Origin of the sequence: Micromonospora sp. CA-269861, assembly GCF_050948505.1 — a bacterium.
In the GTDB taxonomy this organism is placed as follows: Bacteria; Actinomycetota; Actinomycetes; order Mycobacteriales; family Micromonosporaceae; genus Micromonospora.
This window is the reverse complement of the sequence record NZ_CP192014.1, coordinates 3,244,876-3,270,062: the sequence shown is the minus strand read 5'-3', so window position 1 is coordinate 3,270,062 and position 25,187 is coordinate 3,244,876. Positions and strand designations below refer to the sequence as shown.

Annotated in this window: 25 protein-coding genes and 1 riboswitch; of the genes, 15 read left to right on the top strand and 10 right to left on the bottom strand. The window is 72.4% G+C overall.

Translation table 11 applies throughout. The annotated features are described in order from the left end of the window. Nucleotides 1–93: 93 nt before the first annotated feature. Both ACQP0U_RS15200 and ACQP0U_RS15195 read left to right on the top strand, forming a co-directional pair. Nucleotides 94–702, top strand: a complete 609-nt coding sequence (locus ACQP0U_RS15200; protein ID WP_433319894.1) for a response regulator — start codon at nt 94–96, stop codon at nt 700–702. 144 nt (nt 703–846) lie between these two features. Beyond that, a complete protein-coding gene (locus tag ACQP0U_RS15195) occupies nt 847–1,194 on the top strand; it encodes a histone-like nucleoid-structuring protein Lsr2 (RefSeq protein WP_433319891.1) in 348 nt (115 codons plus the stop codon). Nucleotides 1,195–1,321: 127 nt separating this feature from the next. Here the strand turns inward: ACQP0U_RS15195 and ACQP0U_RS15190 are convergent, their stop codons facing one another. Together ACQP0U_RS15190 and ACQP0U_RS15185 are read right to left on the bottom strand one after the other, a co-directional pair. Further along, nucleotides 1,322–2,611: a hypothetical protein gene (locus tag ACQP0U_RS15190; RefSeq protein ID WP_433319888.1), complete on the bottom strand. Its 1,290-nt coding sequence runs from the start codon at nt 2,609–2,611 to the stop codon at nt 1,322–1,324. A gap of 295 nt (nt 2,612–2,906) precedes the next feature. Continuing rightward, a complete protein-coding gene (locus tag ACQP0U_RS15185) occupies nt 2,907–3,788 on the bottom strand; it encodes a DUF2726 domain-containing protein (RefSeq protein WP_433319885.1) in 882 nt (293 codons plus the stop codon). Nucleotides 3,789–3,954: 166 nt separating this feature from the next. Between ACQP0U_RS15185 and ACQP0U_RS15180 the strand changes: the two genes are divergently transcribed. From ACQP0U_RS15180 to ACQP0U_RS15160, 5 genes are read left to right on the top strand one after another with little or no spacing between them, the layout of a single operon-like run. Then, on the top strand, nt 3,955–4,134 hold the full coding sequence (locus tag ACQP0U_RS15180) for a hypothetical protein (protein ID WP_433319882.1): 180 nt from the start codon (nt 3,955–3,957) through the stop codon (nt 4,132–4,134). Beyond that, nucleotides 4,131–4,499: an Asp23/Gls24 family envelope stress response protein gene (locus ACQP0U_RS15175; protein ID WP_433319879.1), complete on the top strand. Its 369-nt coding sequence runs from the start codon at nt 4,131–4,133 to the stop codon at nt 4,497–4,499. The genes ACQP0U_RS15180 and ACQP0U_RS15175 overlap by 4 nt, the downstream gene beginning before the upstream one ends. A gap of 1 nt (nt 4,500) precedes the next feature. Further along, nucleotides 4,501–5,022, top strand: a complete 522-nt coding sequence (locus ACQP0U_RS15170; protein WP_433319876.1) for a DUF6286 domain-containing protein — start codon at nt 4,501–4,503, stop codon at nt 5,020–5,022. Then, complete coding sequence (locus ACQP0U_RS15165; RefSeq protein WP_433319874.1) at nt 5,019–5,579, top strand: hypothetical protein; 561 nt, start codon at nt 5,019–5,021, stop codon at nt 5,577–5,579. Before ACQP0U_RS15170 ends, ACQP0U_RS15165 begins: the two co-directional genes overlap by 4 nt. Before the next feature lie 55 nt (nt 5,580–5,634). Beyond that, nucleotides 5,635–6,360, top strand: coding sequence for a helical backbone metal receptor (locus ACQP0U_RS15160; RefSeq protein ID WP_433319871.1), 726 nt, complete (start codon nt 5,635–5,637; stop codon nt 6,358–6,360). A 36-nt stretch (nt 6,361–6,396) separates the two neighbouring features. Here the strand turns inward: ACQP0U_RS15160 and ACQP0U_RS15155 are convergent, their stop codons facing one another. After that, complete coding sequence (locus ACQP0U_RS15155; protein ID WP_433319868.1) at nt 6,397–7,353, bottom strand: TerC family protein; 957 nt, start codon at nt 7,351–7,353, stop codon at nt 6,397–6,399. 192 nt (nt 7,354–7,545) lie between these two features. Here ACQP0U_RS15155 and ACQP0U_RS15150 point away from each other — a divergent pair, with 192 nt between their 5' ends. Further along, a complete protein-coding gene (locus ACQP0U_RS15150; RefSeq protein ID WP_433319865.1) occupies nt 7,546–7,938 on the top strand; it encodes an FKBP-type peptidyl-prolyl cis-trans isomerase in 393 nt (130 codons plus the stop codon). 78 nt (nt 7,939–8,016) lie between these two features. On the opposite strand, the gene ACQP0U_RS15145 is transcribed toward ACQP0U_RS15150, so the two are convergent. Further along, nucleotides 8,017–8,436: an STAS domain-containing protein gene (locus ACQP0U_RS15145; protein WP_433319862.1), complete on the bottom strand. Its 420-nt coding sequence runs from the start codon at nt 8,434–8,436 to the stop codon at nt 8,017–8,019. A 181-nt stretch (nt 8,437–8,617) separates the two neighbouring features. Between ACQP0U_RS15145 and ACQP0U_RS15140 the strand changes: the two genes are divergently transcribed. Beyond that, on the top strand, nt 8,618–9,634 hold the full coding sequence (locus tag ACQP0U_RS15140; protein ID WP_433319859.1) for an SMP-30/gluconolactonase/LRE family protein: 1,017 nt from the start codon (nt 8,618–8,620) through the stop codon (nt 9,632–9,634). 76 nt (nt 9,635–9,710) lie between these two features. On the opposite strand, the gene ACQP0U_RS15135 is transcribed toward ACQP0U_RS15140, so the two are convergent. Then, nucleotides 9,711–10,976, bottom strand: coding sequence for an Ig-like domain-containing protein (locus ACQP0U_RS15135; RefSeq protein ID WP_433319856.1), 1,266 nt, complete (start codon nt 10,974–10,976; stop codon nt 9,711–9,713). Between the two features lie 651 nt (nt 10,977–11,627). On the opposite strand from ACQP0U_RS15135, the gene ACQP0U_RS15130 reads away from it, so the two are divergent. Continuing rightward, nucleotides 11,628–12,593, top strand: a complete 966-nt coding sequence (locus ACQP0U_RS15130) for a sugar phosphate isomerase/epimerase family protein (protein WP_433319853.1) — start codon at nt 11,628–11,630, stop codon at nt 12,591–12,593. Nucleotides 12,594–12,616: 23 nt separating this feature from the next. Next, nucleotides 12,617–14,719, top strand: a complete 2,103-nt coding sequence (locus ACQP0U_RS15125) for a PQQ-dependent sugar dehydrogenase (protein ID WP_433319850.1) — start codon at nt 12,617–12,619, stop codon at nt 14,717–14,719. Nucleotides 14,720–14,830: 111 nt separating this feature from the next. On the opposite strand, the gene ACQP0U_RS15120 is transcribed toward ACQP0U_RS15125, so the two are convergent. From ACQP0U_RS15120 to pdhA, 4 genes are all read right to left on the bottom strand, one after another. Then, the gene (locus tag ACQP0U_RS15120; RefSeq protein WP_433320863.1) at nt 14,831–16,510 is read right to left on the bottom strand and encodes a right-handed parallel beta-helix repeat-containing protein; all 1,680 of its coding nucleotides are present in this window, start codon (nt 16,508–16,510) and stop codon (nt 14,831–14,833) included. A gap of 191 nt (nt 16,511–16,701) precedes the next feature. After that, the gene (locus ACQP0U_RS15115) at nt 16,702–18,081 is read right to left on the bottom strand and encodes a dihydrolipoamide acetyltransferase family protein (RefSeq protein ID WP_433319847.1); all 1,380 of its coding nucleotides are present in this window, start codon (nt 18,079–18,081) and stop codon (nt 16,702–16,704) included. Continuing rightward, nucleotides 18,078–19,082, bottom strand: coding sequence for an alpha-ketoacid dehydrogenase subunit beta (locus ACQP0U_RS15110; protein WP_433320860.1), 1,005 nt, complete (start codon nt 19,080–19,082; stop codon nt 18,078–18,080). The genes ACQP0U_RS15115 and ACQP0U_RS15110 overlap by 4 nt, the downstream gene beginning before the upstream one ends. Beyond that, a complete protein-coding gene (pdhA, locus tag ACQP0U_RS15105; protein ID WP_433319844.1) occupies nt 19,079–20,245 on the bottom strand; it encodes a pyruvate dehydrogenase (acetyl-transferring) E1 component subunit alpha in 1,167 nt (388 codons plus the stop codon). The genes ACQP0U_RS15110 and pdhA overlap by 4 nt, the downstream gene beginning before the upstream one ends. Before the next feature lie 105 nt (nt 20,246–20,350). Between pdhA and ACQP0U_RS15100 the strand changes: the two genes are divergently transcribed. Beyond that, nucleotides 20,351–20,857: an Lrp/AsnC family transcriptional regulator gene (locus ACQP0U_RS15100; protein ID WP_433319841.1), complete on the top strand. Its 507-nt coding sequence runs from the start codon at nt 20,351–20,353 to the stop codon at nt 20,855–20,857. Nucleotides 20,858–20,867: 10 nt separating this feature from the next. On the opposite strand, the gene ACQP0U_RS15095 is transcribed toward ACQP0U_RS15100, so the two are convergent. Beyond that, nucleotides 20,868–21,839, bottom strand: coding sequence for a DNA polymerase domain-containing protein (locus ACQP0U_RS15095; RefSeq protein WP_091397700.1), 972 nt, complete (start codon nt 21,837–21,839; stop codon nt 20,868–20,870). Nucleotides 21,840–21,949: 110 nt separating this feature from the next. On the opposite strand from ACQP0U_RS15095, the gene ACQP0U_RS15090 reads away from it, so the two are divergent. From ACQP0U_RS15090 to ACQP0U_RS15080, 3 genes are all read left to right on the top strand, one after another. Beyond that, nucleotides 21,950–22,681, top strand: a complete 732-nt coding sequence (locus tag ACQP0U_RS15090; protein ID WP_433319838.1) for a histidine phosphatase family protein — start codon at nt 21,950–21,952, stop codon at nt 22,679–22,681. After that, entirely contained in the window at nt 22,665–23,534 is an 870-nt protein-coding gene (locus ACQP0U_RS15085) for an NAD(P)H-hydrate dehydratase (RefSeq protein WP_433319835.1), read from the top strand. Before ACQP0U_RS15090 ends, ACQP0U_RS15085 begins: the two co-directional genes overlap by 17 nt. Nucleotides 23,535–23,615: 81 nt before the next feature. Next, a riboswitch (ZMP/ZTP riboswitch) is annotated at nt 23,616–23,705 on the top strand. 19 nt (nt 23,706–23,724) lie between these two features. Beyond that, on the top strand, nt 23,725–25,161 hold the full coding sequence (locus ACQP0U_RS15080) for a glycine hydroxymethyltransferase (protein WP_433319832.1): 1,437 nt from the start codon (nt 23,725–23,727) through the stop codon (nt 25,159–25,161). The last annotated feature ends 26 nt before the right edge of the window (nt 25,162–25,187 follow it).

The following is a 25,187-nucleotide window of genomic DNA, read 5'->3' as shown; positions in this document are numbered from 1 at the left end:
CGACTCCTCTCGTTCGGTGCGAACCCGCATGATCGGTACCCGCTGGGGAACGGCCCAGACATGCCGGGAGCCTCCACCTTGCGACTCGTTGTCGTGGACGATCACCCCCTTTTCGTCCGCGGCCTGGAGTTGCTGCTCCCGATCACCACCAACGGCCGCGCCGAGGTGGTCGCCTCGACCGGCGACGCCGCCGCGGCGGCCGCGCTGGTCAGCACCTGCCGCCCCGACCTGGCCCTGGTCGACCTGCACATGCCGCCGCCCGGCGGCATCCGGGCGGTGGCCGCGATCCGGCGGACCACCCCACGGGTACGGGTGGTCGCGATGTCCGGTTCCGCCGACCCCGCGTCGGCGGTGGAGGCGCTGCGGGCCGGCGCCGAGGGGTTCCTGCCCAAGACCAGCGAGCCTGAGGAACTGCTGCCCCCGCTGCTGGCGGTCCTCGACGGCTGGGCGGTGCTGCCTGCCGAACTGCTGCGCGCGATGCTGCGGCCGACCCGCTCCACGCCCGTCGACCTGGACGGCGAGGAACAGCGGCTGCTGCGGGCGATCGCCACCGGCCGCAGCACCGTCGACATCGCCGAAGAACTGCACGTCTCCGAACGGACGGTGAAACGGATGACCGCCGCGTTGCTGCGGAAGTTGCGGGTCTCCAACCGGGCCGAGGCGGCCGCCGTCGCCGGTCACAGCGGCATCCTCGGGGAATGAAGCCTCGTCATCGGACCGATTCACGGTTTTGCTCGGTAACGGAATCGCGACGCGCCGAATGAATAGAAGGCATATTGTTGCGGATTACCGGGGTGATAGGTCAGACTTTGGACACATCCCGCCGCACACAGGGAGTAATCGGCAATGGCGAGAAAAGTAATCACGGTCCTGACCGACGACCTCGACGGTGGGAAGGCCGACCGGACGGTCGAGTTCAGTCTCGACGGCGTGGCCTACACGATCGATGTCTCCGACGAGAATGCCGGCGTCCTGCGCAAGGCGCTCGATCCGTACATCAATGCGGGTCGGCGGATCGGGCGCGGTCCGTCGGAGAGCGCGCGTTCAGTCCGGCGGCCGGGGCGACCCACCGGCGCGGGAATGGATCGGGAGCAGAACCGGGCCATCCGGGAATGGGCCGTCAAGAACGGCTACAAGATTTCCGAGCGGGGCCGCATCCCGGTAGAGGTCGTCGAGGCGTACAAGAGCCGCTGAGGACTCGACGACGGGGCCCCGCCAAAACGGCGGGGCCCCGTCGTATGTCCGGGCCGGCGAACGACGCGGCGGCCGGTCACCCCGGGCTGTCGCCCCGGGTGGCCGGCCGCCGTTGGTACGTCAGGTGTCAGTTGACGTCGATGCGCACCGAGTCGAAAGCGGGGGTCTGGTTGGCCCGCTCCATCATCGGCAGGCGGTGCGAGCCGTCACCGGCCCAGACGGAGCACTGGGCGGTACCCGACTCCGGCAGGCCCGGAATCTGGATCGTCACCTCGTCGGGCTGGGCGCCACCGCGGCCGTCCTCGGTCGCGACGAAGAACGCGGGCACCTCCTGCGGCTCCGGCGGAGCGGTCAGGCTGTCCAGCATCCGGCAGGCGGTGTGGAAGTGACCGCGGACCAGGCCCTGGTCGTTGAGGAGCGAGCTCTCCACGTAGTAGCCACCCTGGCCGGCGGCGAGGAAGCGGTCCCGGACCAGGTTGCGGGTGCTGACCCGCAGGGTGAAGGGCTGGTTCTGACCGACCTGCTCGGGGAACTGGGTGATCAGCAGCGACGGGTTGTTGGCGGCCGCGCCGACCTCACCGAACTCGGTGCTCACGCAACGGTTGCCGTTCTGGAAACCGTCGTGCGGCTGGAGCCGGCTCTCGTCGCAGTCGTTGGCGAGCACGCCGAGACCGGCGCCGGGCTCGGTGCCACCGCCGTTGTTGCCACCGCCGTTGTTGCCGCCACCGTTGTTACCGCCACCGTTGTTTCCACCGCCGGGGGTGGTGGTGGGGGTGGTGCCGCCGCCGTTGTTGCCGCCCGTGTTGCCGGTGGGCTGCACCTGGCACTCGGCGAGCTGCGCGAGGCCCTGCGGCCGGGGTCCGACCCGGTCGATTGCGGTCGTGATCCGGTCCAGCACGGCGCGGCGCTTGCCGGCCAACGGCTGGAGGATCGCGCTGCGGATGAACGCCTCACCCTTGTTGCCCTCGGCGGCCAGTCGGCGGTCCGCCTCGGCGATCTGGGTCTGCAACTGGGCGAGGTTGCGGTCCACCTCGGCCCGCGCCCGGTTCGGCACCTGCGGCAGTTTGGCCGCCACATCAGGACAGGCGATTGCGGTTCCGGTACCCACCGTGCCGTCCTTGCCGTCCTCGCACTCGGGGACCGACTGCTGTCCGTCACCCCAGTGATTACGCACCCACCGACCGTTCTGCCAGGTCCGGCTGGTCGAGCCGCCGCCGGTCGGCGCGGTCGCGCCGGGGCTCGGCTCCACGCACTGCCCCGAAGCCGGACGTGGCTTATTTGTCCGCCGGTCCTGGGCCGACGAAATCTGAGTCACGGCGACAACTCCGCCGAAGACCGCGAGCGTGCCGACAACTGCCAGCAGACGCTTGCTCCGCGCGTTGCCGGAAGGCCGGCGCGCCCGAGTGGACCTGCGCATCGAATTGCTCTCCTTCTCGATCCGGTAGTGGATTTCTGCCCTCGGCGGACCGACGGATGTGAGTTGGCACGTCGCGGCGGGGACCCGCCGTGACCCACCCGGTAATGCGTCGATGGCCGACGATGCCCTTTCTGCACCGTCTCCCGCGCCCAGCGGACGCGGATGGGGAGATCCTGTTCATTCGCGCAGGAGTACGGCGCGGCGGCCGGGAAGGTTCAACAGACGCACAGGAAATTGCCGCGACCCGACCCGGAGCCGGTGCGGAGCAGGGATCAGCAGGTGAAACGCGCGCCGGTCAGTCGGCGCAGAGGTGGTCGAAGGCGAACCCGCCGACCAGTTCGTGGCGGCGCTGGCTCAGCGCGGCAATCTGCGCGGTCCACTCGGCACGTGGCAGCAGGTCCGCTACCGCGTTCTCCCGCAGTCGCTCGCCCACCGCGACGGCGGCGAGGTCCTCGGCCAGCCGGGCCGCGTCGATGCCGCAGGAGAAGCGGTGTTCGGTCACCGAGACCCGCTCGACGAGGCACGCGTCGGGGCGTACCTGCACCCAACTCCACCCCTGCGCCGGGCCGTCCACCCAGCGGACGTGCAGCCCGCGCACGATCGGGTCGGCCACCTGCCCGGCCACGTACGCCTCGACAGCCGCCGCGCGGGTCAGCGCGCCGAGGTCGTTGACCGGCCCGGTACGCCCGTCCGGCAGCCGGCCCAGGATGTCCCGGAAGCCCACCGGCTGCGGTTCGTTCCCGGCGGGGGTGGCCCCGGCACCGCCTTCGGCATAGGCGCGTGCGTCGATCACGTACTCGACCAGGCGACGGCCGTGTTCGGTGGCCCGCAACGTCGGCGAACCGATCCGCAGCACGGGCAGGCCGGCGGCCGCGCTCACGGCGTCCTTGAGTCGCTCCACGCGCTGTTCGGCCGAGCCGGCGGACGGCACCGGGCCGATCTCCACGGCGACGACCGGACGGCCGGTGTCGGCGGCATAGACCACGAAGTCGAAGCTGGCGCGGCTCGCCGAGGTCCACTGGCTGCCGGTGACACCGGGTGGGCGGCCGTGGACCAGATCACTGAGCCGGCGTGCCGACAGGATCCGGTGGTCGGCGCGGCTGAGCAGCGCGTCTCGCCCCGCCTCGGCGGGCATCGCCCGCAGCCAGCCGCGGTCGTCGCTCCCGATGCTCGTCATCTGCCTGATCCATCCGCCGGTCGGTCGAGCCGGGCCGAGTCTAGGTGGTCGATCATGGGCCACCGACTTCCGGTGTGACCGGGATCACAGCAGCGCCGACGTTCCAGGGATGGCCGCCGGGTGTATCCAGCCACCGCCGGTACCGGACCGGCCCGGAGGTGTGACCATGTCGCGACAGCAGTTCGGCTTCCTCGCCGGGTTCCTCGCCGTGGCGGTCTGGGCGCTCGCCGGCATCGGCGTGGCCGCCCTCGCCGTGCTCGCCGGCCTGCTCGGCTGGCTTGTCGTCCGGGTGCTCGACGGCGACCTCGCGGTGACAGGTCTCGGCGACGCTCGGCGACGCCGATGACCACCCGCCCGTCGACGGGGACGAAACCCGGCACCGGCCTGACCGACTCGGCCCTCCGACCGGCCGACGCGGCGCACATCGCGCGGATCGCCGTACAGGCGGCCAGCCTCGTGCCGGGAGTGTCCGTCGTCCGCCCGGCGGCGGTCCGCCTGGACGAGCGGTCCGTCGGACTCGACCTGCACCTGATCACCTGGTACGGACACAGCGTGCCGACGATCGCCGAGACGGTCCGGGCGGTGGTCGCCGACCGGGTGACCGCCCGGACCGGGCTCAGCGTGGCGGTGGTGACCGTCACCGTGGACGACCTGCTCGTCCCCGGCGTCGACTCCTCCGGAGCCGGCACCGCCGTCCCGGAGGACGGCTGAGATGCGCACCGCCAACCGGCTCGCCTCACTGCTGCTGGCCGCCGCCCTGCTCATCGGCGGCGCGGCGGTAGCCGTCCAGGCGTTGCTGCTCACCCTGCACCGTCCGACGCCGCTCGACAGCACCGGCTGGTTCGACGCGCTGAGTAGCACCCGGTGGGGCGACCCCACGGTCCGGGCCGTGGCCGGCGGGGCGCTCCTGCTGGGCCTGGCCCTCCTCGTCGCCCAGCTGCGCCGCTGGACGCCGGTCCGCCTGCGCGCCGACGAACGCGACGGCTGGCACCTGCACCGGCGCTGTGTGGAGCGGCGGCTCGCGGACGCCGCCAGCGCGGTGCCGGGCGTCCGCCGCGCCCGGGTCCGGGTCCGACGGCGCGGCGGCCAGTGGCGTCCCCGGGTTCGCGCCACCGGCGACCCGGCGGCCCGGGCGGAGATCGAGTTCGCCGTGCACCAGGAGCTGCACCGCCTCACCGCGCCCCGCCCGGGCCGGATCGACGTCCGGCTGCTGCCTCGACGGCGGCCGGCGTGACCAACGCCGGGCACCGACTACTGTGGACCATCATCGCGCTGCTGCTGGTGGCGGGCGGCGCGGCGGCGCTGGCGGCCAGCCTCGGCACGCTGCCCGGCGCTGACCCGGCGGCGGTGCTGCTCAGCGCCAATCTGGTCGACCGGTGGCGGATGGCCGCGCCGTGGAGCACCCTGGCCGCGGCGGTCGCCGGGGCGCTGTTCGCGCTGGCCGGGCAGCGCCTGCTGGCCCGGGAACTGCGCGGCCCGGGCGGCACGCTGCGCGGCATCCTGAGCCGCACCGGACGCCGGCCGGGCCGGACCCGGCTGGCCGCCGACGTTCTCACCGACGCGCTGGAACGCGACCTGACCGGCAACCCCGGGGTACGCCGGGCCCGGGTGGTGCTCACCGGCGCGCCACCACACCCCGACGTGTGGATCCGGGTGGACCTCACCGCCGACGCGCCGGCCGCCGGCGTACGCGAGCACGTTCGCGCCGCGGTCCGCCGATTCGCGGCGACGACCGACTGCCAGCCCGCGCACCTCGACGTGACGGCCCGCATCGAGCCCGGCCACCCCTGACCCGACACTCGCCCGCAGGGCATGATCGGTGCGGGCGGCGAACGGAGGTACGCGGGTGCGGGTGGTGTCGTTGGTGCCGTCACTGACCGAGGCGGTGGCGCTGACCCTGCCGGGAGTCCTGGTGGGCGCCACCGACTGGTGCAGCCACCCGGTCGGGCTCGACGTGGCCCGGGTCGGCGGCAGCAAGTACCCCGATCTGGACCGGGTTCGCGCGCTGCGGCCGGACCTGGTGCTGCTGAACGTGGAGGAGAACCGCCAGGCTGACGCCGAGGCGCTGCGCGCTGCCGGCGTACCGGTGCGGGTCACCTATCCGCGTACCGTTCCCGGCGCGTTGACCGAGCTGGGCGACCTGCTGACCGAACTGGGTGCGCCGACGGAGCCGGCCTGGCTGCGCGCCGCCCGACGGGCGTGGGCCACGCCACCCCGGCCGGCCGCGACCCGCCGCGCGGTGGTGCCGGTCTGGCGTCGGCCGTGGGTGGTGCTCGGCGGCGACACGTTCGCCGGCGACGTGCTGCGCCGCCTCGGCGTGGTCAACGCCTACGACGAGCACCCCGAGCGCTATCCCCGCCCGGCCCTCACCGAGTTACGCGAACAGGCGCCCGACCTCGTGGTGCTGCCCGACGAGCCGTACCGGTTCACCGCCGACGACGGGCCGGAGGCTTTCCCCGGCGTACCGTGCGCCCTGCTCTCCGGGCGGCACCTCACCTGGTACGGCCCATCCCTGGCCGAGGCGCCCACGCTGCTCGCCGACCAGCTGTCCCGGCCGGTGCTGGTCGGCTGACCCTGCCCGGCGGCTCTGCACGGGCCGGCGGCTGACTCAGCCGGCGGGTCGGCGGCGGGCGGCCAGGGTGCTGGCGCCGATGGAGACCGCCAGGGTCAGCACCACCACGGCGAGGGTCAACCAGACCGGCAGCTTGCCCACCGGCGTCTCGGCGAGAATCAGCTTCAGCCCGGCGAAGGCCAGCAGCAGCGCGAGCCCGTACCGCAGGTAGCCGAAGTGACGCAGCAGGCCGGCGAGGCAGAAGTAGAGGCTGCGCAGCCCCAGGACGGCGAACGCGGTGGCCGTCCAGACCAGGAAGGTGTTGGTGGTGATGGCGAGGATCGCCGCCACCGAGTCGATGGCGAAGACCACGTCGGTGGCCTCGATGGCGACGAGCGCCACCAGCAGCAACGTCGCCACGCGCCGACCGGCCACCCGGGCGGTGAACCGGTCGCCGTGGTACCGGGCGTCGGTGGGCACCAACCGCCGGAACAGCCGGACCACGACGTTGCGTTCCGGGTCGACGTCCGGCTTCCCGCGTACGGCCAGCCGCCAGCCGGTCCAGATCAGGAACGCGCCGAGCACGAACCCGGCCCAGGTGAGCCGGTCCAGCAGTTCGGCACCGGCGAAGATGAACAGCAGCCGGAAGACGAGCGCCCCCACCACACCCCAGAACAGCACCTTGTGCTGGTAGCCCGGCGGCACCTGGAAGTAGCCGAAGAGCAGCGCGAAGACGAACACGTTGTCCACCGAGAGCGCCTTCTCCAGCAGGTAGCCGGAGAAGTACGCGATGGCCGGGTCACCGCCGAGGCCGAACCAGACGACCAACCCGAACAGCAGACCCGCGCCGATCCAGATGGCGCTCCACAGCAGCGCCTCACGGAGCCCGATGACGTGGTTGTCCCGGTGCAGAAGCACGTCCACGGCGAGCATCACCGCGATCACCGCGCCGACCGCCGCCCAGGCCCACAACGGGACCGCGACCGTCGCCTCAGCCACCGACGCCCTCCGCATCGACCACGGTGCACCGCCCGTCACCAGGCCGGCCCGCCCAGTCCGAGCCTAGGTGAACACCCGACCCCGACATCGGCGGTCCGGCCAAGTCGACTCGGAGCAGGCGGCGGGTCCGCCGCACATCGGTGAGGGGTGATCCGGCAGGATCGACGGTGACCGGACACATCACCCAACACGGCAGGAGATCCCCGCATGACCCAGGCAGCAGGCGCCCAATCGGGTAAGCCGGAGGTTGGTCCGATCGAGGGTGCACCGCCGGCCGACCTCGTGATCGAGGACATCACCGTGGGCGACGGCCCGCAGGCCGAGCCGGGCCAACTGGTCAGCGTGCACTATGTCGGCGTGTCGCACTCCACCGGCGGCGAGTTCGACTCGTCCTGGAACCGGGGCGAGGCGTTCGAATTTCCGCTCGGCGGCGGTCAGGTCATCGCCGGCTGGGACCAGGGCGTCGCCGGCATGCGCGTCGGCGGTCGCCGCCGCCTGACCATCCCGCCGCACCTGGGGTACGGCGACCGGGGCGCCGGCGGCGTCATCAAGCCGGGCGAGACGCTCGTCTTCGTCGTCGACCTGCTCGGCGTGAGCTGACCACACTGTCGGGGTCGCCGGCGCACGCCGGCGGCCCCGCATCACGCCCGGTGCAGCGGCCCACCTCGCCGAGCGGGGTCAGGCCGCCAGTTGCAGGTCTGTGGTCGCCACCACCGGGCGACGCGCGGCCTCGAACCCCGCGGCCGGCTGGCGACGCGCGGCCTCGATCGCCGCGGCCGGCTCCAGAATCGGCATCACGCGGTGCAGCCCGCTGACGCGCAGCACCCGCGCCACCACCGGGCTCGGGTCGACCAGGACCAACTCGCCGCCGCAGGCCCGCACGCGCAGATGCGCGGCGAGCAGCGTGCGAACGCCGGCGGCGGAGAGCAACCGCAGCCCGGACAACTCCAGTTGAAGGACCGGGCGGGCCGGCGCGGACCACAGCGCGGACCGGAACGCGGCCACCGTGGCGATGTCGATCTCGCCGGCCACCCGCATGAGGACCATCCGGTCACCCACGCTGACCTGCACGTCGAGCCGGTCGCTGTGCTCTTCCATGCCCAGAAATCTAGCCCCCACCACCGACACTTTCGCCCCTCCACGGAGTGATTCCGGGTACGTCCAGGGGCATACCCCGAGGTGCTCCACGTCCCTCTCGGGGTGGAGTCGGGGTCCGGGCGGCGCGCCGCGCGGGCGCGGAACCCGGTGATCGGCCGACACCGGGGTGGAGAATAGGTCGATGCTGATCCCCCGGCCCCGGCCGCCCCGGCTGATCCGTCCCGTCCGCGAGCCGGCCACCAGCCCTCCGGCGCTCGCCGGGGCGTGGGCCCCCACCGACCGCCGGCTCGACCACGCCGAGCTGCTGCCCCTCCCCGCGGGCGCTGTCGGCCCCGAGGACGTGCTTGTCGACGGTTCCGGGCGGGTGATCAGTGGCGACGAGGACGGTCGGCTCTGGTGGTGGCCGGTCGACGCGTCGGCCGGCACCCGACCCCGACTGCTGGCCGAGACCGGGGGCCGTCCGCTCGGCATCGAACTGGACCCGTCCGGCGAGGCCCTGGTGGTCTGCGACGCGTACCGCGGGTTGCTGCGGGTCACGCCGGACGGCGCGGTACGCGAACTGACCGGGACGGCACCCCCGGTGCACCTGGCCAACAACGCGACGGTGGGCCGCGACGGCACCATCTACTTCACCGACAGCTCCGACCGCTTTCCGGTCTCCCACTGGAAACGGGACCTGCTGGAGCACCGCCCGAACGGTCGGGTGCTGGCGCACCATCCGGGCAGCGGCCGCACCGAGGTGGTGACCGAGGGGCTGTACTTCCCCAACGGGATCGCGCTGACCCCGGACGAGTCGGCGCTGATGCTCGTGGAGACCAGCACCCACCGCCTGCTGCGCGTCGAGCTGAGCGGCAACGTGCGGGTCCTCGCCGACCTGCCCGCGTACCCGGACAATCTCGCCTCGGTGGGTGACGGGACGTACTGGATCGCGCTGCCCAGCCCACGGGTGCCGATCGCCGAGCGGCTGCTGCCCCATCCGCGGCTGCGTCAGATCGCCGCTCTGCTGCCCGACGCGATGCAGCCGCAGCCACGCCGCTACGGGCTGGTCGCGCTTGTCGATGGCACTGGCACGGTCCGCCGGACACTGCACGGTCCGAACGGGCACTACTCGATGATCACCGGGGTACGCCAGCACGGCGATCACCTCTGGCTGGGCAGCCTGACCGGCTCCGGGGTGGCCCGCGTACCCCTGGGGTGATGGCCGGAGTTGCGGGCGGCGACGGGGCCGGTCCGCCGTTGTGGCGGGCCGGCCCTGTCCTGCCGCGAGCGGCGTGTCAGCGGCCGCTGACCGAGGGTGCCGGGGCGGGTGATCCGCCGGCCACCGCGCCGGGATGCGCCGGGGCCACCGGTGCGGGCTTGAGCCCGGGCGGCACCGGCAGGGCGCTGCCCCGGGCGAACTCGTCCCAGCTCACGTTCCAGGCGGTCCAGCCGTTGCCCGGCTGCAACTCCACCTCGGTGCCCTTGACGGTGACCAGGTCACCGACCTGCGTCACCCCCATCAACCAGTCCGCAGCGGTGGCGGAGACGTTCGCGCAACCGTGCGAGACGTTGGTGTTGCCCTGGTCCCCCTCCGACCAGGGGGCGGAGTGGATGAACTCGCCGCCCCAGGTGTAGCGCTGGGCGTCGTCGACGTCGACCACGTAGCCACCGTCCGGCTCACCCCGGGTGTCGAAGGTGACCCGTTCGTGCTTCTCCATGATCACCATCTTGCCGCTGGAACTCGGCGTGCTCGGCTTGCCCAGGCTGACCGGGATCCGGCGGACCTGCTTGCCGTCACGCAGCACGGTCATCTGCTTGGTGGCGTTGTCGATCTCCAGCGAGACCTGTCGTCCGATCTTGGAGGTCGCGGTCCGCTCGGCGTCGCCGACCCGGTCCTTTCCGATCGGCAGACCCTCCAGACCGGCCCGGACGCTGATGGTGGTGCCCGGCTTCCAGAAATCGGGTGCCCGGTAATAGACCTGAGTTCCATCCTCAAGCCACGACCATGTGCCCGGCTGCGGCGGATTGGTCTTTACGAACAACCGCCGTTGGACATCCGCTCTGGCCCCTTTCGGAATTCCCGGGTCGAACGCCACCGTTACCGGCATCGCCGTGCCGTACGTCCGATTGCCGTTGAAATAGAGGGTGCTGGTGATCTGCGGTTTGGTCGATTTGGCCATCGTCGTGAACGTGGTGGTGCGGGTGGTGGTGGCACCGGAGTCACCGGTCGCCGTCACCTCGGCGGTGTAGGTCCGTCGCGGTTGCAGCGGAGCGCTCGGCACCCAGCCGGAGCCGTCCTCGCGCGGCTCGGCGTTGACCTGCTTGCCCTTGTCGTCGGTGAGGCGTACGCCGGTGACCCGCCCGCCCTTGACCATGGTGCCCACCTCGGCACTGACCGGGACGTCCCGGGCCTTGTCCCCCGGTGTCACGGCGAGTTCCGGCGGGGCGTGCTTCTTGGCCGAGCCGGTGGCCGACCCCCGGTCGGCGGTGCACGCACCCAAGACGAGTGGTGCGGCTGCGATGGTTACCGCCAACAGCGTCAATCGCCGCCTAGACGTCATGTTCAGTCCCCCCGTTTTCGGCTTCCCTCCGCCACATTCTGACCTGCCCAACAGGAGTATCCGCCGTATTCAGAAATAATCGTCAGCGCATTTACCGGCGCATTTTCCGACAATGTTCCAGTTGACGGAACAGGTGTTCAACCGACCCGTGTCATGCGCTTTGCTCCGCTTGAGCGACGCAACGTCGACTGTCCGAATGGTGGGGGGCGGCGGCCCTGAGGGCGTGCCGGTGCGGATCCAGCGCCAGGGCGAGCCGGGCCGGGGGGCGAGCCGGCGGGCCTGGGCGGCGAGACAGATCGCCCTCGGGGCGGTGGGGCCCGGGAAGTAGAAGGTCACGGCCCGTGGCGCACCTCGTGGACGGACTTTTGTCGGCTGAAGCGAAACTTCTGCCGAACGCGACGAAGCTTTGCCTTCGTCCGGAGGCAAGGGTAAGGTCACGATCTAGATAGAGGGTTGCCCATTCGTCGATCAACTTACCGCCACCTCTGCCGGGTCGCCGCGTTCCGCTCCCGATGGGTCCGGGCCGCACCCGAGCGCCGTCCCTCACCGTCCAGCCGGAGCCCGCCTCCGGCCGGTTCGGCGCGCCCGGCAGACGGCAGTCAGGTCGACCGCCGCCGACGGCGTACCAGCCGTCAGGAAGGGACCACCACCATGGATCAACAACTCAACCGACCGGGGCCGACACCGGCGTCCGAGCCGGTCAGCCGGCGTGGAGTGCTTCGCGCCGCGACCGTCTCCGCGGCCGCCGTCGGCGCCGTCGGCCTCCTTGGCGGCCCGGCCGCCGCCGCGCCCGCCGCGTCCGGCGGGCAGGCCCAGGGCCGCCGCCGGGTGCCGGTGGACCGGATCAGCATCCAGCTCTACACGCTGCGTGATCAGCTCGCCGCCGATCTGCCCGGCAGCCTGGACGCTCTGCGCCGGATCGGCTACCGGCGGGTGGAGCACGCCGGTTTCGTCGGACGCACCGCCGCGCAGTTCCGGGCCGCGCTCGACGAGGCCGGGCTGCGTTCCACCTCCGGGCACGTCGGCATCCCGCAGCCGTTCAACGACGCCACCTGGGAGCAGGCCCTCGCCGACGCCAACGTGGTGGGCTGCAAGAAGATCGTCCACCCGTACTTCGGTCGGGACGCGAGCGGTCAGCCGATCCGGGACCCTGCCGTCTACCGTGCCCTGGCGCGCGACCTGAACCGTGCCGGTCGGCTCGCCGAACGGGCGGGGCTCGACTTCGGCTACCACAACCACCAGCTCGAGTTCGTGCCGCTGACCGGCGGCTCGACCGGGTTCGACATCCTCAGCGCGCAGACCGATCCCCGGCTGGTCCACTTCGAGCTCGACCTCTACTGGACCTGGCGGGGCGCGCATGACCCGGTCGACGTGATCCGGGCCAACCGCGGCCGGATCCGCCAGGTGCACGTCAAGGACCTCGACGTCGAGGGTGGCTTCTCCGACCTCGGCGACGGCGTCATCGACTTCGGCCGCATCTTCGCCCACGAGCGGGAGGCCGGCATCGAGGAGTACATCGTGGAGCGTGACGACGCGGGCACCGCGCCGCGCTCCCCCGCCGACGCCCTGGACACCGCTCGCGTCGGCTTCGACTACCTCGCTTCACTTCGGTACTGAAACCACCCCGGGGGACATACCTGATGAACAGGACCGCATTCGCGTCCGCACTGCTGCTGGTGACGGCCGGCCTGGCCGTACCACCGTCGGCAGCGGCCGCGGCGCCGGCCGCACCGCCGGACAGCAGTTTCCAGAAAGTGACACTCAACGACTTCCCGGGCGAGCCGATGAGCCTCGCCGTCCTGCCCGACCTGCGGGTGCTGCACACCTCCCGTACCGGTGAGGTCCGCATCCACGACCCGCGCACCGGGCTGAACACCCTCGCCGCCGACATCCCCGTGTACGAGCACGACGAGGAGGGGTTGCAGGGGGTCGCCATCGACCCGAACTTCGCCCAGAACAAGTGGGTGTACCTGTACTACTCGCCGCCGCTGGACACGCCGGTGGACGACCCGGCGACCCCCGGCGTCAACGAGGGGGACGCGCCGGAGACCGGCACCGAGGCGGACTGGCAGCGGTTCAAGGGCGCGCTGCGGCTGTCCCGGTTCAAGCTGGACGGGCAGAGGCTGAACCTCGCCAGCGAGCAGCAGATCATCGACGTGCCCACCGACCGGGGCATCTGCTGCCACGTCGGCGGCCAGATCGACTTCGACAGCAAGGGCAACCTGTACCTGTCGACGGGTGACGACACCAACCCGTTCGCCTCCGACGGCTACATCCCGATCGACGAGCGGGCCGACCGCAACCCGGCGTACGACGCCCAGCGCACCTCGGCCAACACCAACGACCTGCGCGGCAAGCTGCTGCGGATCAAGGTGAAGGCCGGTGGTGGTTACACGGTGCCGGCCGGCAACCTGTTCAAGCCCGGCACGGCGCAGACCCGCCCGGAGATCTACGCGATGGGGCTGCGCAACGCGTTCCGGTTCGCCGTCGACAAGCGGACCGACGACGTGTACGTGGGCGACTACTCCCCGGACGCCTCCAACCCGAACCCGGAGCGCGGGCCGGCCGGGCACGGTCGGTGGATGCGCGTCGACAAGCCGGCGAACTACGGCTGGCCGTACTGTGTGACGCCGACGATCGCCTACCGCGACTACGACTTCGCCACCGGCGAGTCCGGTGCCAAGTTCAACTGCAAGCGCCCGGTCAACGACTCACCGCACAACACCGGCAAGCGGCAGCTGCCGCCGGTCGAGCAGCCGGAGGTCTGGTACCCCTCCGCGGCGTCGGGTGACTTCCCGCAGTTGGGCACCGGCGGCATCGGCCCGATGGGCGGCCCGGCGTACGAGTACGACGGGACCAGCACGTCGCGTACCCGCTGGCCGGCCTACTACGACGGCGTGCCGCTGTTCTACGAGTGGACCCGCGACTACATCAAGGAGTTCCGCCTGGACTCCGACGGCGACGTCGCGGACATCCGTCCGGTGGTGCCGTCGCTGGTGGTGGACAACCCGATGGACATGGAGTTCGGCCCGGACGGCGCGCTCTACGTGCTGGAGTACGGCGACGGCTACTTCGCCGAGAACCCGGACGCGCAGCTGTCCCGGATCGACTTCGTGCGCGGCAACCGGACGCCGATCCCGAAGATCAGCGGCACCCCGACCGTCGGGCAGGCCCCGCTGACGGTCGCGTTCTCCAGCGCCGGCACGACCGACCCGGACGGTGACAAGCTGAGCTACGCGTGGGACTTCAACGCGGACGGCTCGGTGGACAGCACCGCGCCGAACGCGAGCTGGACGTTCCCGGAGAACGGCTCGTACACGCCGACGTTGAAGGTGACCGACCGCACCGGACGGTCCGCCTCGGCGTCCCTGCCGCTGGTGGTCGGGCCGACCGCGCCGATCGTCGAGTTCGTCGCGCCGGTGGCCGGGCAGCCGTTCCAGTTCGGTCAGACTGTCGCGTACGAGGTGAAGGTCACCGACGACCTGCCGGTGGACTGCTCCCGGGTGAAGGTCACCTACGTGCTCGGGCACGATGAGCACGGGCACCCGCTGTCCACCTCGACGGGTTGCTCCGGGACGATCCCCACCTTCCTGGACGGGGGGCACAGCGGCGCGGACAACCTGACCGCAGTGTTCGTCGCGGAGTACACCGACGCGCCGACCGACCCGGGCGTACCCCCGCAGTCCGGCTCGGCGACGGTGGTCCTGGATCCGACCCCGGCGGTGGCCGGTCTGGCCGGCTGACCAGCTCAACCAGCGCAGCGGCGGCGGCCGGATCACTCCGGCCGCCGCCGCACGTCGTTCAGCTCCACGGTGTCGCCGGGCGGCCTGGTCCAGACGGCGGCCGGCGGACGCTCAGCTCCAGTCGCTGTCCACGTGGTTGTCCCGCCACCGTCCGCCCACCGGCGGCGTGTCCAGTCGCATCCCCTCGTCGGCGTTGCCGGCCAGGTCGTTGTCCTCGACCCGGCAGTCCACACAACTGCCACGCCCGGTGATCCACAGTCCGTGCGTCTGGGTCTGGTTGTCGTGGTTGTCCCAGATCCGGTTCCCCCGAATGGTGGCCGAGTCGAACGGCGCGTCGATGGTGATGCCGGCCCGCAGTTGGGGTGCGGCGGCCAGTTCGTATCCGCAGCCCGGCGGTGGCACGTTCCCGCTCCAGGCGGTGAAGGCGTCCGGGCGGACCGGGGCGAGGGTGAGTTCGTCGCCGGTGTTGGAGGCCACCATGGCGACGGCCTTCCCGACCCGCAGGACCTTGCCCCGGTGCCCGTCGTGCGGCCAGTTGGCCGACCGGTCCACCAGGCACCGCTCGCTGTAGCGGACCGCGTCGCCCGCGCCCCCGGTGCCCTCGCCGTACTGCCGCCCGTTGTTGCGGATCCGGTTGTTGAGCAGCACCGCGTCGGTCATCTGATGGTCGATCCGGACGGCGTCGAGGCCGTTGCCCCAGAACTCGTTGCTCTCGATCACCACGTCCCGGATCGAGCCCCGGTAGCCGCGCCCGAGGTCGTGCGCGTGATAGCCGTGCCGGCCGTTGCCGCTGATCCGGTTGCCCCGGACGGTGTACGGGCCGGGGCTGTTGCCGATGCTGACCCCGTCGCACAGGTTGCCGTCGATGACGCAGTCGGTGAGCAGCCCACCCCGGCCGGCCACGGACGACGTCCCCTGCGCCGACACGTCGAAACCGGCCTCCAGGTTCCCGGTCATCGTGCACGCGGAGACGATCAGGCCGTCGGCGCCCCAGTCGGAGATGCCGAAGCGGTTGCCCTGACTGTGGCAGCCGACGATGCGGTAGCCCCGCGGCGGCGCCCAGTAGTCCTTCTGCAGCTCCAGGAAGATGCCGTTGGTGCCGTTGGCCAGGGCTGTGCAGTTGGCGATGGTCAGCCGCTCCACCGCGCCCCAGCCGCCGATGCCGATCCCGATGCCGGCGCCGCCGATCTGCTCGCCGTTGTCCAGTCGGCCACAGCCGACCACCACCACGCCGTCGATCAGGGAATCCTGGAGGAAGTCGCAGCCCAGCCCGGTGGCCGCGGTGTGGTGGATGTAGAGGTTGCGGAAGACGCCCCGCACCACGTACTGGAGGCCGAGGCCCTTGGCCAGGTAGTTGTACTCGGCCATGGCGACGCCGGAGCCGTCGATCTGGAAGTCGGAGAAGGTGCAGTCGGCGATGTGCCGGTCCCGGTCGGCGCCGTGCTGCACTGTGGTCCAGAAGGCCAACGGGGTCGGGTCGGCCCGGTTGCCCTCGTTGCTGAGCATGAACCGGGTCGCCGCCGGTCCGGCCCCGATCAGCGACACACCGCTGCGCCACACCGTGCCCGCGTCCCGGATCGAGTAGATGCCCGGCGGGCAGTAGATGACCCGGGCCCGCCCGTCCGAGGCGTATCCGTCGCCGAGGCGGTCCACGAGGGCGGCCAGCGCCGGCTGGTCGTTGGTCGAGCCGTCACCGGTCAGCCCGTACTCCAGCGCGTCGCAGTAGAGCGGCGCGCCGGCCGAGGCGGGCCGTCGTACCCGGACCGCGTTCAGTAGCAGCTCGTTCGCCACGGCCACAGGCCGGCTCCCTTCGACGCGTTCGGTGCGCTCCGGCGGGGCCGACTTCCCGGTGCGGCCGCCGGGAAACCCCGGCCCGACCACACCGCCGGGAAACCCCGGCCCGACCACACCGGCCGGGAAACCCCGGACGCGCGCTCGGCCCCGGCGCCGCACGGGCAGCGCCGGGGCCGAGGGGGTACGCGTCAGACGGCGGCGATCAGCAGCGCCGGGCGCTCCACGCAGTCGGCGACGTGCCGCAGGAAGCCACCGGCCACCCCGCCGTCGCAGACCCGGTGGTCGAAGGTGAGGCTGAGCTGGGTCACCTTGCGGACGGCGAGTTGCCCGTCGACCACCCACGGCTTGTCCACGATCCGCCCGACACCGAGCAGGGCCGCCTCGGGGTGGTTGATGATCGGCGTGGAGCCGTCGACGCCGAACACCCCGTAGTTGTTGAGGGTGAAGGTGCCGCCGGTGAGCCGGGCCGGGGGCAGGCTGCCGGCTCGCGCGGCGGCGGTGGTCGCCGCCAGTTCGGCGGCCAGCTCGGCGGTGGTGAGCCGCTGGGCGTCGCGCAGCACCGGCACCAGCAGACCCCTGTCGGTCTGCGCGGCGATGCCGAGGTGCACCCCGGCGGACTGGACGATGTGCTGCGCCTCGGTGTCCACCCGGGCGTTGAGCTGCGGGAACCGGCGCAGCCCGCTGAGGCAGATCCGGGCCAGCAGGGCCAGGATGCTCACCGGCGCGTCGGGTGTCGCAGCGTTGATCGCGGCTCGGGTCTCCAGCAGGCCGGTGGCGTCCACGTCGACCCAGATGGTCACCTCCGGGATCTCCCGCCGGCTGCGGGAGAGCTTGTCAGCGATCACCTTGCGGACGCCGGTGAGCGGGACGATCACGTCACCGTCACCGTCACCGACCGCTGCGGACGCGACCTGTGGGTCCGGGACGGCGGCGAGCCGGGCGGCGGGCACGGTCAGCGCGGCCTCCACGTCGGCGCGGCGGATCACGCCCCCGGGCCCGGTGCCCCGTACCGTGCCGAGGTCGACGCCGTGCTCACGGGCCAGCCGCCGCACGATCGGCGAGATGACCAGAGCGGTCGGCCCCGGGACCAGGGCGGCGACGGCCCGATCACTGCCCGCGGTCGCGGCGGTGCCGCCGGTCTCGCCGGCGTCGGCGAGGGCGGCGTCGGTCGGCTCGGGGGCCACCGCCAGGCGGGGCCGACGCCGACGGCGGGCGGCATTGCCGTGGCCGGTGCCGTACCCGATCAGCACGTTGCCGGACCCGGCCCGCTCCTCCTCGCGGTAGGTGGCGTGCCCGGCGGGCTCGTCACCCCCGTCCAGCGGCGCGATGGTGATCAACGGTTGGCCGACCGGGCGTACCTCACCGGCCGCGCCGTGCAGGGTGACCACCCGGCCGGCGTACGGGCAGGGCACGTCGACGACCGCCTTGGCGGTCTCCACCTCGACGACGCTCTGGTCGACGGTGACCACGTCACCGACGGCGACCCGCCACTCGACGATCTCGGCCTCGCTCAGCCCCTCACCCAGGTCGGGCAGGAGGAAGACCTGCGTCCGTTCGACGATGGTCATGCCGCCGCCCAACGCGCGTCCGGCTGGTCGTCCCACTGCAGGCGGGCCACCGCGTCGAGCACCCGGTCCACGCCGGGCAGGTGAGTGTGCTCCAGCATCGGCGCCGGGTACGGGATGTCCAGCCCGGCGACCCGCAGCACCGGGGCGTGCAGCGCGTGGAAGCAGCGCTCCTGCACCCGGGCGGCGATCTCCGCGCCGACGCCCGCGAAACCGGGCGCCTCCTGGATCACCACGCACCGGCCGGTACGCCGGACCGAGGCGGTGATGGTGGCGTCGTCGAACGGCACGATCGTGCGTACGTCGACGACCTCCAGGTCCCACCCCTCCTCCCGGGCGGCTTCGGCGGCCTCGAGCGCGACCGGCACCGCCGGCCCGTACGCCACCAGGGTGGCGTCGCGTCCGGGCCGGCGCACCACGGCCCGGCCGAACGGCGCGGTGCGGACCGGAAGCTGCGCCTCGTCGCTGGCGAAGTAGAGCTTCTTGGGCTCCATGAAGACCACCGGGTCGGGGTCGTCGATCGCCTCGCGCAGCAGCGAGTACGCGTCCTCGACGGTCGCCGGGGTGACCACCTTCAGGCCGGGGGTGTGCGCGTAGTACGCCTCGGACGAGTCGCAGTGGTGCTCGACCCCGCCGATCCCGCCCGCGTACGGCACGCGGATGACGATCGGCACGCTCAGCGCGCCCCGGGTGCGGTTGCGCAGCTTCGCCACGTGCGAGGCGATCTGTTCGAACGCCGGGTACGCGAACGCGTCGAACTGCATCTCGACGACCGGGCGGAGGCCGGACATGGCCAGGCCGACGGCGAAGCCGACGATGCCGGCCTCGGCGAGGGGGGTGTCGAAGCAGCGGTTCTCGCCGAAGCGGGCCTGGAGGCCGTCGGTGATCCGGAAGACGCCGCCGAGCGCGCCGACGTCCTCACCGAAGACGACGACCCGGTCGTCGGCGGCGAGCGCGTCGGCGAGCGCGGCGTTGAGCGCCTTCGCCATGGTGGTGGCCATCAGGCGTCGCCCTCCTCGGCGTGGGCGGCGGCCAGCTCGGCGCGGACCTGCTCGCGCTGTTCGATCAGCTGCGGGGTGGGCTCGGCGTAGACGTGGTCGAAGAGGCTCAGCGGGTCGACGGTGGGCTGCTCGTTCATCCGGGTCCGCAGGTCCGCCGCGTACGCCTCGGCCTGCTCGGCGATCTCGGCGACCGCCGCGTCGTCGAGCACACCGCGGGCCCGCAGGTAGGTCTCCAGCCGGACGACCGGGTCCCGGTCCCGCCAGGCGTCGACCTCGGCGCCGTCGCGGTAGCGGGTGGCGTCGTCGGCGTTGGTGTGCGGCTCCATCCGGTAGGTGTGCGCCTCGACCAGGAACGGTCCCTTGCCGGCCCGGGCGTGGGCGACCGCGCGGGTGAGCACGGCGAGCACGGCGACCGGGTCGTTGCCGTCGACCTGCTCGCTGGGTACGCCGTAGCCGACGCCCTTGTAGGCCAGCGACGGCGCGGCGGTCTGCCGCGACAGCGGGACGCTGATCGCGTACCTGTTGTTCTGCACGAAGTAGACCACCGGCGCCTTGAACACGGCGGCGAAGTTGATGCCCTCGTGGAAGTCGCCCTCGCTGGTGGCGCCGTCGCCGATGAAGGCCAGCGCCACGGTGTCGCGACCCTGGTACGCCTCGCCGTGCGCCAACCCGGCGGCGTGCACGCACTGGGTGGCGAGCGGGGTGCACTGCGGGGCGGTGCGTACCTCGGTCGGGTCGTAGCCGCAGTGCCAGTCGCCGCGCAGCAGGGTGAGCACCTCGACCGGGTCGATGCCCCGGGCAACCAGCGCCATCGACTCGCGGTAGGTGGGGAAGACCCAGTCGGTGTCGCGGACCGCGAGGACCGCGCCGACCTGGCAGGCCTCCTGACCTCGCGAGGACGGGTAGACGGCGAGCCGGCCCTGCTTGGTCAGGGCGGTCGCCTGGGTGTCGAAGCGGCGGCCGAGCACCATCCGGCGGTACAGCTCGCGCAGCACCTCGGCGGGTGGTTCGGGGTAGTCGGCGCGGGCGGGCAGCGGCGTGCCGTTCTCGGCGAGCAGGCGGACCGGCTCGGCGTCCGGCAGCAACGAGCGCGCCGGGTCGGGCGGGGTGACCGTTCGACGGGTGCGCGGGGATGCCCTGCGGACCGCCTGGGGAGTGGTCGTCACGGCGGAACCTCCTGGGACGTGTGGTGAGCCTATGCTTCCGCTTGTGGATGATTGACTCAAGATCGACACGGAAGGCGGGACGGTTGGCATGCGGAGGGCCGCTCAGTGAGCCAGGAGACCGCCGACGAAGCAGGCGGGGGCGCGGGATCGGGACGATCGGCCCGAGCCCTGGACGAGGTCGACCGGCGGATCCTCGACGAGCTGGTCCGCGACGGCCGGACGTCGGTGCGCACCCTCGCCGAACGCATCCACATCTCCCGCACCAACGCGTACGCGCGGGTGGAGCGGTTGCTCCGCGACGGGGTGATCACCGGCTTCCGGGCCCAGGTGGCGCCCGAGGCAGCCGGGCTGGGCACGTCGGCGTACATCGCCCTGACCATCGAGCAGAACACCTGGCGGGAGGTGTCGGCCGAGCTGGCCCGGGTGCGCTACATCGAGCACGCCGCGCTGCTCGGCGGTGACCACGACGTGCTCGCGCTGGTGCGCGCACCGGACAACGCCGCGCTGCGCGACGTGGTGCTGGGCCGGGTGCAGAGCATCCCCGGGGTGCTGTCCACCCGCACCTGGCTGGTCTTCGAGGAGTTCGACGGGGCCGGCAGCCCCTGGGCGTGACCGCCGGCGCTCAGCGCTCCGGCGGTGCCTCCAGCCCGTCGCGGTCAGCCAGCTCCAGCAGCGGTTCCAGCGAGTGCCGGTCACCGTCCAGGCCGGCGTGCGGGTCGCCGCGCTCGGCGAACCGGGCCGGCATGCTGAGCACGTCGAAGTCCTCCGGGCGGACCTGGTCCAGCTCCGACCAGTCCAGCGGCGCGGAGACCAGCGCGGCCGGCGTCGGCCGGATCGAGTACGCCGAGGTCACCGTGTGGTCCCGGGCCATCTGGTTGTAGTCGACGAAGACCGGCCGGTCCCGCTGTTCGCGCCACCAGGTGGTGGTGACCAGATCCGGCAGCCGGCGCTGCATCTCCCGGCCCAGCGCGAGCACCGCCCGACGGCAGTCACCGAAGCTCCACCTCGGCTCGATCGACAGGTAGACGTGCAGACCCCGACCGCCGGTGGTCTTCGGGTAGCCGGTCATGCCCAGCTCGGCGAGGAACGCCCGCACCTCGTGCGCCACCGGCACCACCTGCTCGAAGCCGACGCCGGGCATCGGGTCCAGGTCGATGCGCAGCTGGTCGGGGCGTTCCACGTCGGCGGCGGTGACCGGCCACGGGTGGAACCGCAGGGTGCCCAGGTTGGCGGCCCAGATGACCACGGCCAACTCGCTCGGCGCGACCTCGTCGGCGGTACGGCCACTGGGGAAGGTGATGTGCGCGGTCCGCACCCACTCGGGCGCGCCCGCCGGAAGCCGCTTCTGGTAGAACGCGTCGCCCCGGTTGGTCTGCCGGGTGGCGATCGTCGCGCCCTCGAAGACACCGCGGGGCCAGCGTTCCAGCATGGTCGGCCGATCCCGCAGCGCGCGCAGGATGCCGTCACCCACCGCCAGGAAGTAGCGGACCACGTCCAGCTTGGTCAGCCCACGCTCCGGAAAGTACGGCTTGTCGGGGCTGGAGACGCGGACCAGCCGCTCCCCCACCTGGATCTCCTCCGCCGCCGTGGCCACGCCACCGAGGGTACGACCTGCGCCCCTGCCCGGATGCCCACCGAGCGGACATCGGCATGGCGGATCGTCGGACACGGTTACCGTTGGCGGCGCCCGGGTAGGGGGGCCGCATGGCGGAACTGGCAACCCTCTGGATCGTCCGGCACGGCGAGAGCACCGCGAACGTCGCGGCGACGCACGCCGAGGCGGCGGGCGCGGAGCTGATCGACCTCACCCACCGCGACGCCGACGTGCCGCTCTCCGCGACCGGCGAGGACCAGGCCCGGGCGACCGGCCGTTGGCTGGCTGAGCTGGCGGACGCGAAGCGCCCGGACGTGGCGGTGGTGTCGCCGTACCTGCGCGCGGTGCAGACCTCGCGGCTGGCGCTGGCCGGCACCGACATTCCGGTCCACCGCGACGAGCGGCTGCGCGACCGGGAGCTGGGCATCCTCGACGGGCTGACCGGGCACGGGGTGCGGCGACGCTACCCGGACGAGGCCGACCGTCGGCAACGGTTGGGCAAGTTCTACTACCGGCCGCCGGGCGGTGAGTCCTGGACGGATGTCGCGTTGCGGCTGCGGACGCTGCTGGGCGACCTGCGCCGTGACCACGAGGGTTGTCGAGTGCTGCTCTTCGGTCACGACGCGCTGGTCTTCCTGCTCCGCTATCTGGTGGAAGGGTTGACCGAGGACGAGCTGATGGCGCTCACCCGGCAGGAGGTGATCGCCAACTGCTCGATCACCGAGTGGTCGGCGGATGCCGAGGACCGCCTGACGCTCACCGCTTTCAACGATGTCGCGCACCTGCGTCAGCAGGGCGCCCAGCCGACCAGGGAGGACGAGATCCATGCCGAGCCGGTCTGAGGTGAAGGTGATCACGCCGGGGTTGCTGCGGGACTGGGCGCTGCCGGTGCCGGTCGGTGGGAAGGAGAGCCGGGGCACCGTGCTGGTGGTCGGCGGTTCCCGATTCACGCCGGGCGCGGTGCTGCTCGCCGGGGTGGCCGCGCTGCGCGCGGGCGCCGGGGTGCTCCAGCTCGCCGCCGCCGAGTCCACGGCCGCCGCGCTGAGCATCCAGGTGCCCGAGGCGCTGGTGGTCGGTCTGCCGGAGACCGCCGACGGCGCGGTGGCCGCCGACCGGGACGGCCAGCTCGGTGACCTGGTCGCGCAGGCCGACGTGGTGACGCTCGGCCCCGGTCTGAAGGCGATCGACGAGACCAACCGGCTGCTGGGCCTGGTCCTGGAGGCGGCCCGTCCGGACACGTCGCTGGTGCTCGACGCGTACGCCCTCGGTGCGCTCAGCCACGCGCCGGACCTGCTGGTCGGCTCGGGGCGACCGGTGGTGCTCACCCCCAACGTCACCGAGGCCGGGCACCTGCTCGGTCGGGACCCGGGCGACGACCTGGACGCCGAGGCGGCCGAGTTGGCCGCCCGGTACGACGCGGTCGTGTCGCTGTACGGGCACGTGGCCGCCCCGGACGGTCGCGGTTGGCGGGAGGAGAGCGGCGACGCCGGGCTGGGTACCTCCGGCAGCGGGGACGTGCTCGCCGGGTTGCTGGCGGGGCTGCTGTCCCGGGGCGCCGACCCGGCGCAGGCCGCCTGCTGGGGTTCGTTCGCGCACTCGGTGAGTGGCCAGCGGCTGATCCCCCGCTACGGCCGGATCGGTTTTCTGGCTCGGGAGCTGCTCGACGAGATCCCCCGCACGCTGGCCATGGTCTGATCGGGTCCGGGTCCTTCGTCGAACCTCGGCGGAGCTCTGCTGGAGGGCGAACCGAAGGGCCGGGCCCGGCCCGGTAGGATCGGCCCGGGCCGTTACTGGCGCGTGGGGATGGAGAACCATCGGGGAGCGGCCTCGTCACGTGGACGTTTGCCGAGCGCCTGGGCCTTCCCGCACGTCTGTTGGAGGTCGCATGTCCCGCAACGCCGAGTCCACCGCATTCCGGAGCGCCCTTGAGGTGATCCGGGCTGTCGAGCCGCGGGTCGCCGACGCCATCGGCGCCGAGCTGACCGACCAGCGGGAGTCACTGAAGCTGATCGCCAGCGAGAACTACGCCTCCCCGGCGACCCTGCTGGCCATGGGCAACTGGTTCAGCGACAAGTACGCCGAGGGCACCGTCGGCCGCCGCTTCTACGCCGGTTGCCAGAACGTCGACACCGTCGAGGCGCTCGCCGCCGAGCACGCCCGGGAGCTGTTCGGCGCCGCGCACGCGTACGTGCAGCCGCACTCGGGCATCGACGCCAACCTGGTCGCCTTCTGGGCGGTGCTTGCCGACCGGGTGGAGTCCCCCGCCCTGAAGAAGGCCCAGGTCCGCCAGGTCAACGACCTCACCGAGGCCGACTGGTTCGCGCTGCGCCGCGAGCTGGGCAACCAGCGGATGCTCGGCATGTCGCTGGACGCCGGCGGCCACCTCACCCACGGTTTCCGGCCGAACATCTCCGGCAAGATGTTCGACCAGCGCAGCTACGGCACCGACCCGGCGACCGGCCTGATCGACTACGACCGGGTGGCCGAGGCGGCCCGCGAGTTCAAGCCGCTGATCCTGGTGGGCGGCTACTCGGCGTACCCCCGGAAGGTGAACTTCCGGATCCTGCGCGAGATCGCCGACTCGGTCGGTGCGACCTTCATGGTCGACATGGCGCACTTCGCGGGCCTGGTGGCCGGCAAGGTGTTCACCGGCGACTTCGACCCGGTGCCGCACGCGCACATCGTCACGACCACCACGCACAAGTCGTTGCGCGGGCCGCGCGGCGGCATGGTGCTCTGCCAGCCGGAGCTGGCCGACCAGGTGGACCGGGGCTGCCCGATGGTGCTCGGCGGTCCGCTGCCGCACGTCATGGCCGCGAAGGCGGTCGCGCTCGCCGAGGCCCGCCGGCCCGACTTCGCCGACTACGCCCAGCGGATCGTGGACAACTCGCAGGCGCTCGCCGAGGGGCTGCTGCGCCGCGGCGCGACGCTGGTCACCGGTGGCACCGACAACCACCTGGTGCTGATCGACGTGTCCGGCTACGGGCTCACCGGCCGGCAGGCCGAGCAGGCACTGCTCGACTCGGGCATCGTCACCAACCGCAACTCGGTCCCGCAGGACCCGAACGGGGCCTGGTACACGTCCGGGATCCGGATCGGCACCCCGGCGCTGACCACCCGGGGCCTCGGCACCGCCGAGATGGACCAGACCGCCGAGCTGATCCACACCGTGTTGACCCAGACCACCGCCGGCGCGAACGCCGACGGCACGCCGTCGAAGGCGAAGTACACGCTGGACCCCGGCCTGGCCGACAAGGTCGCCCGCCAGGCCACCGACCTGCTGGCCACGTACCCCCTCTACCCCGGCATCGACCTGAGCTGAGCGGCGGTACCACTGACGGCAACGTC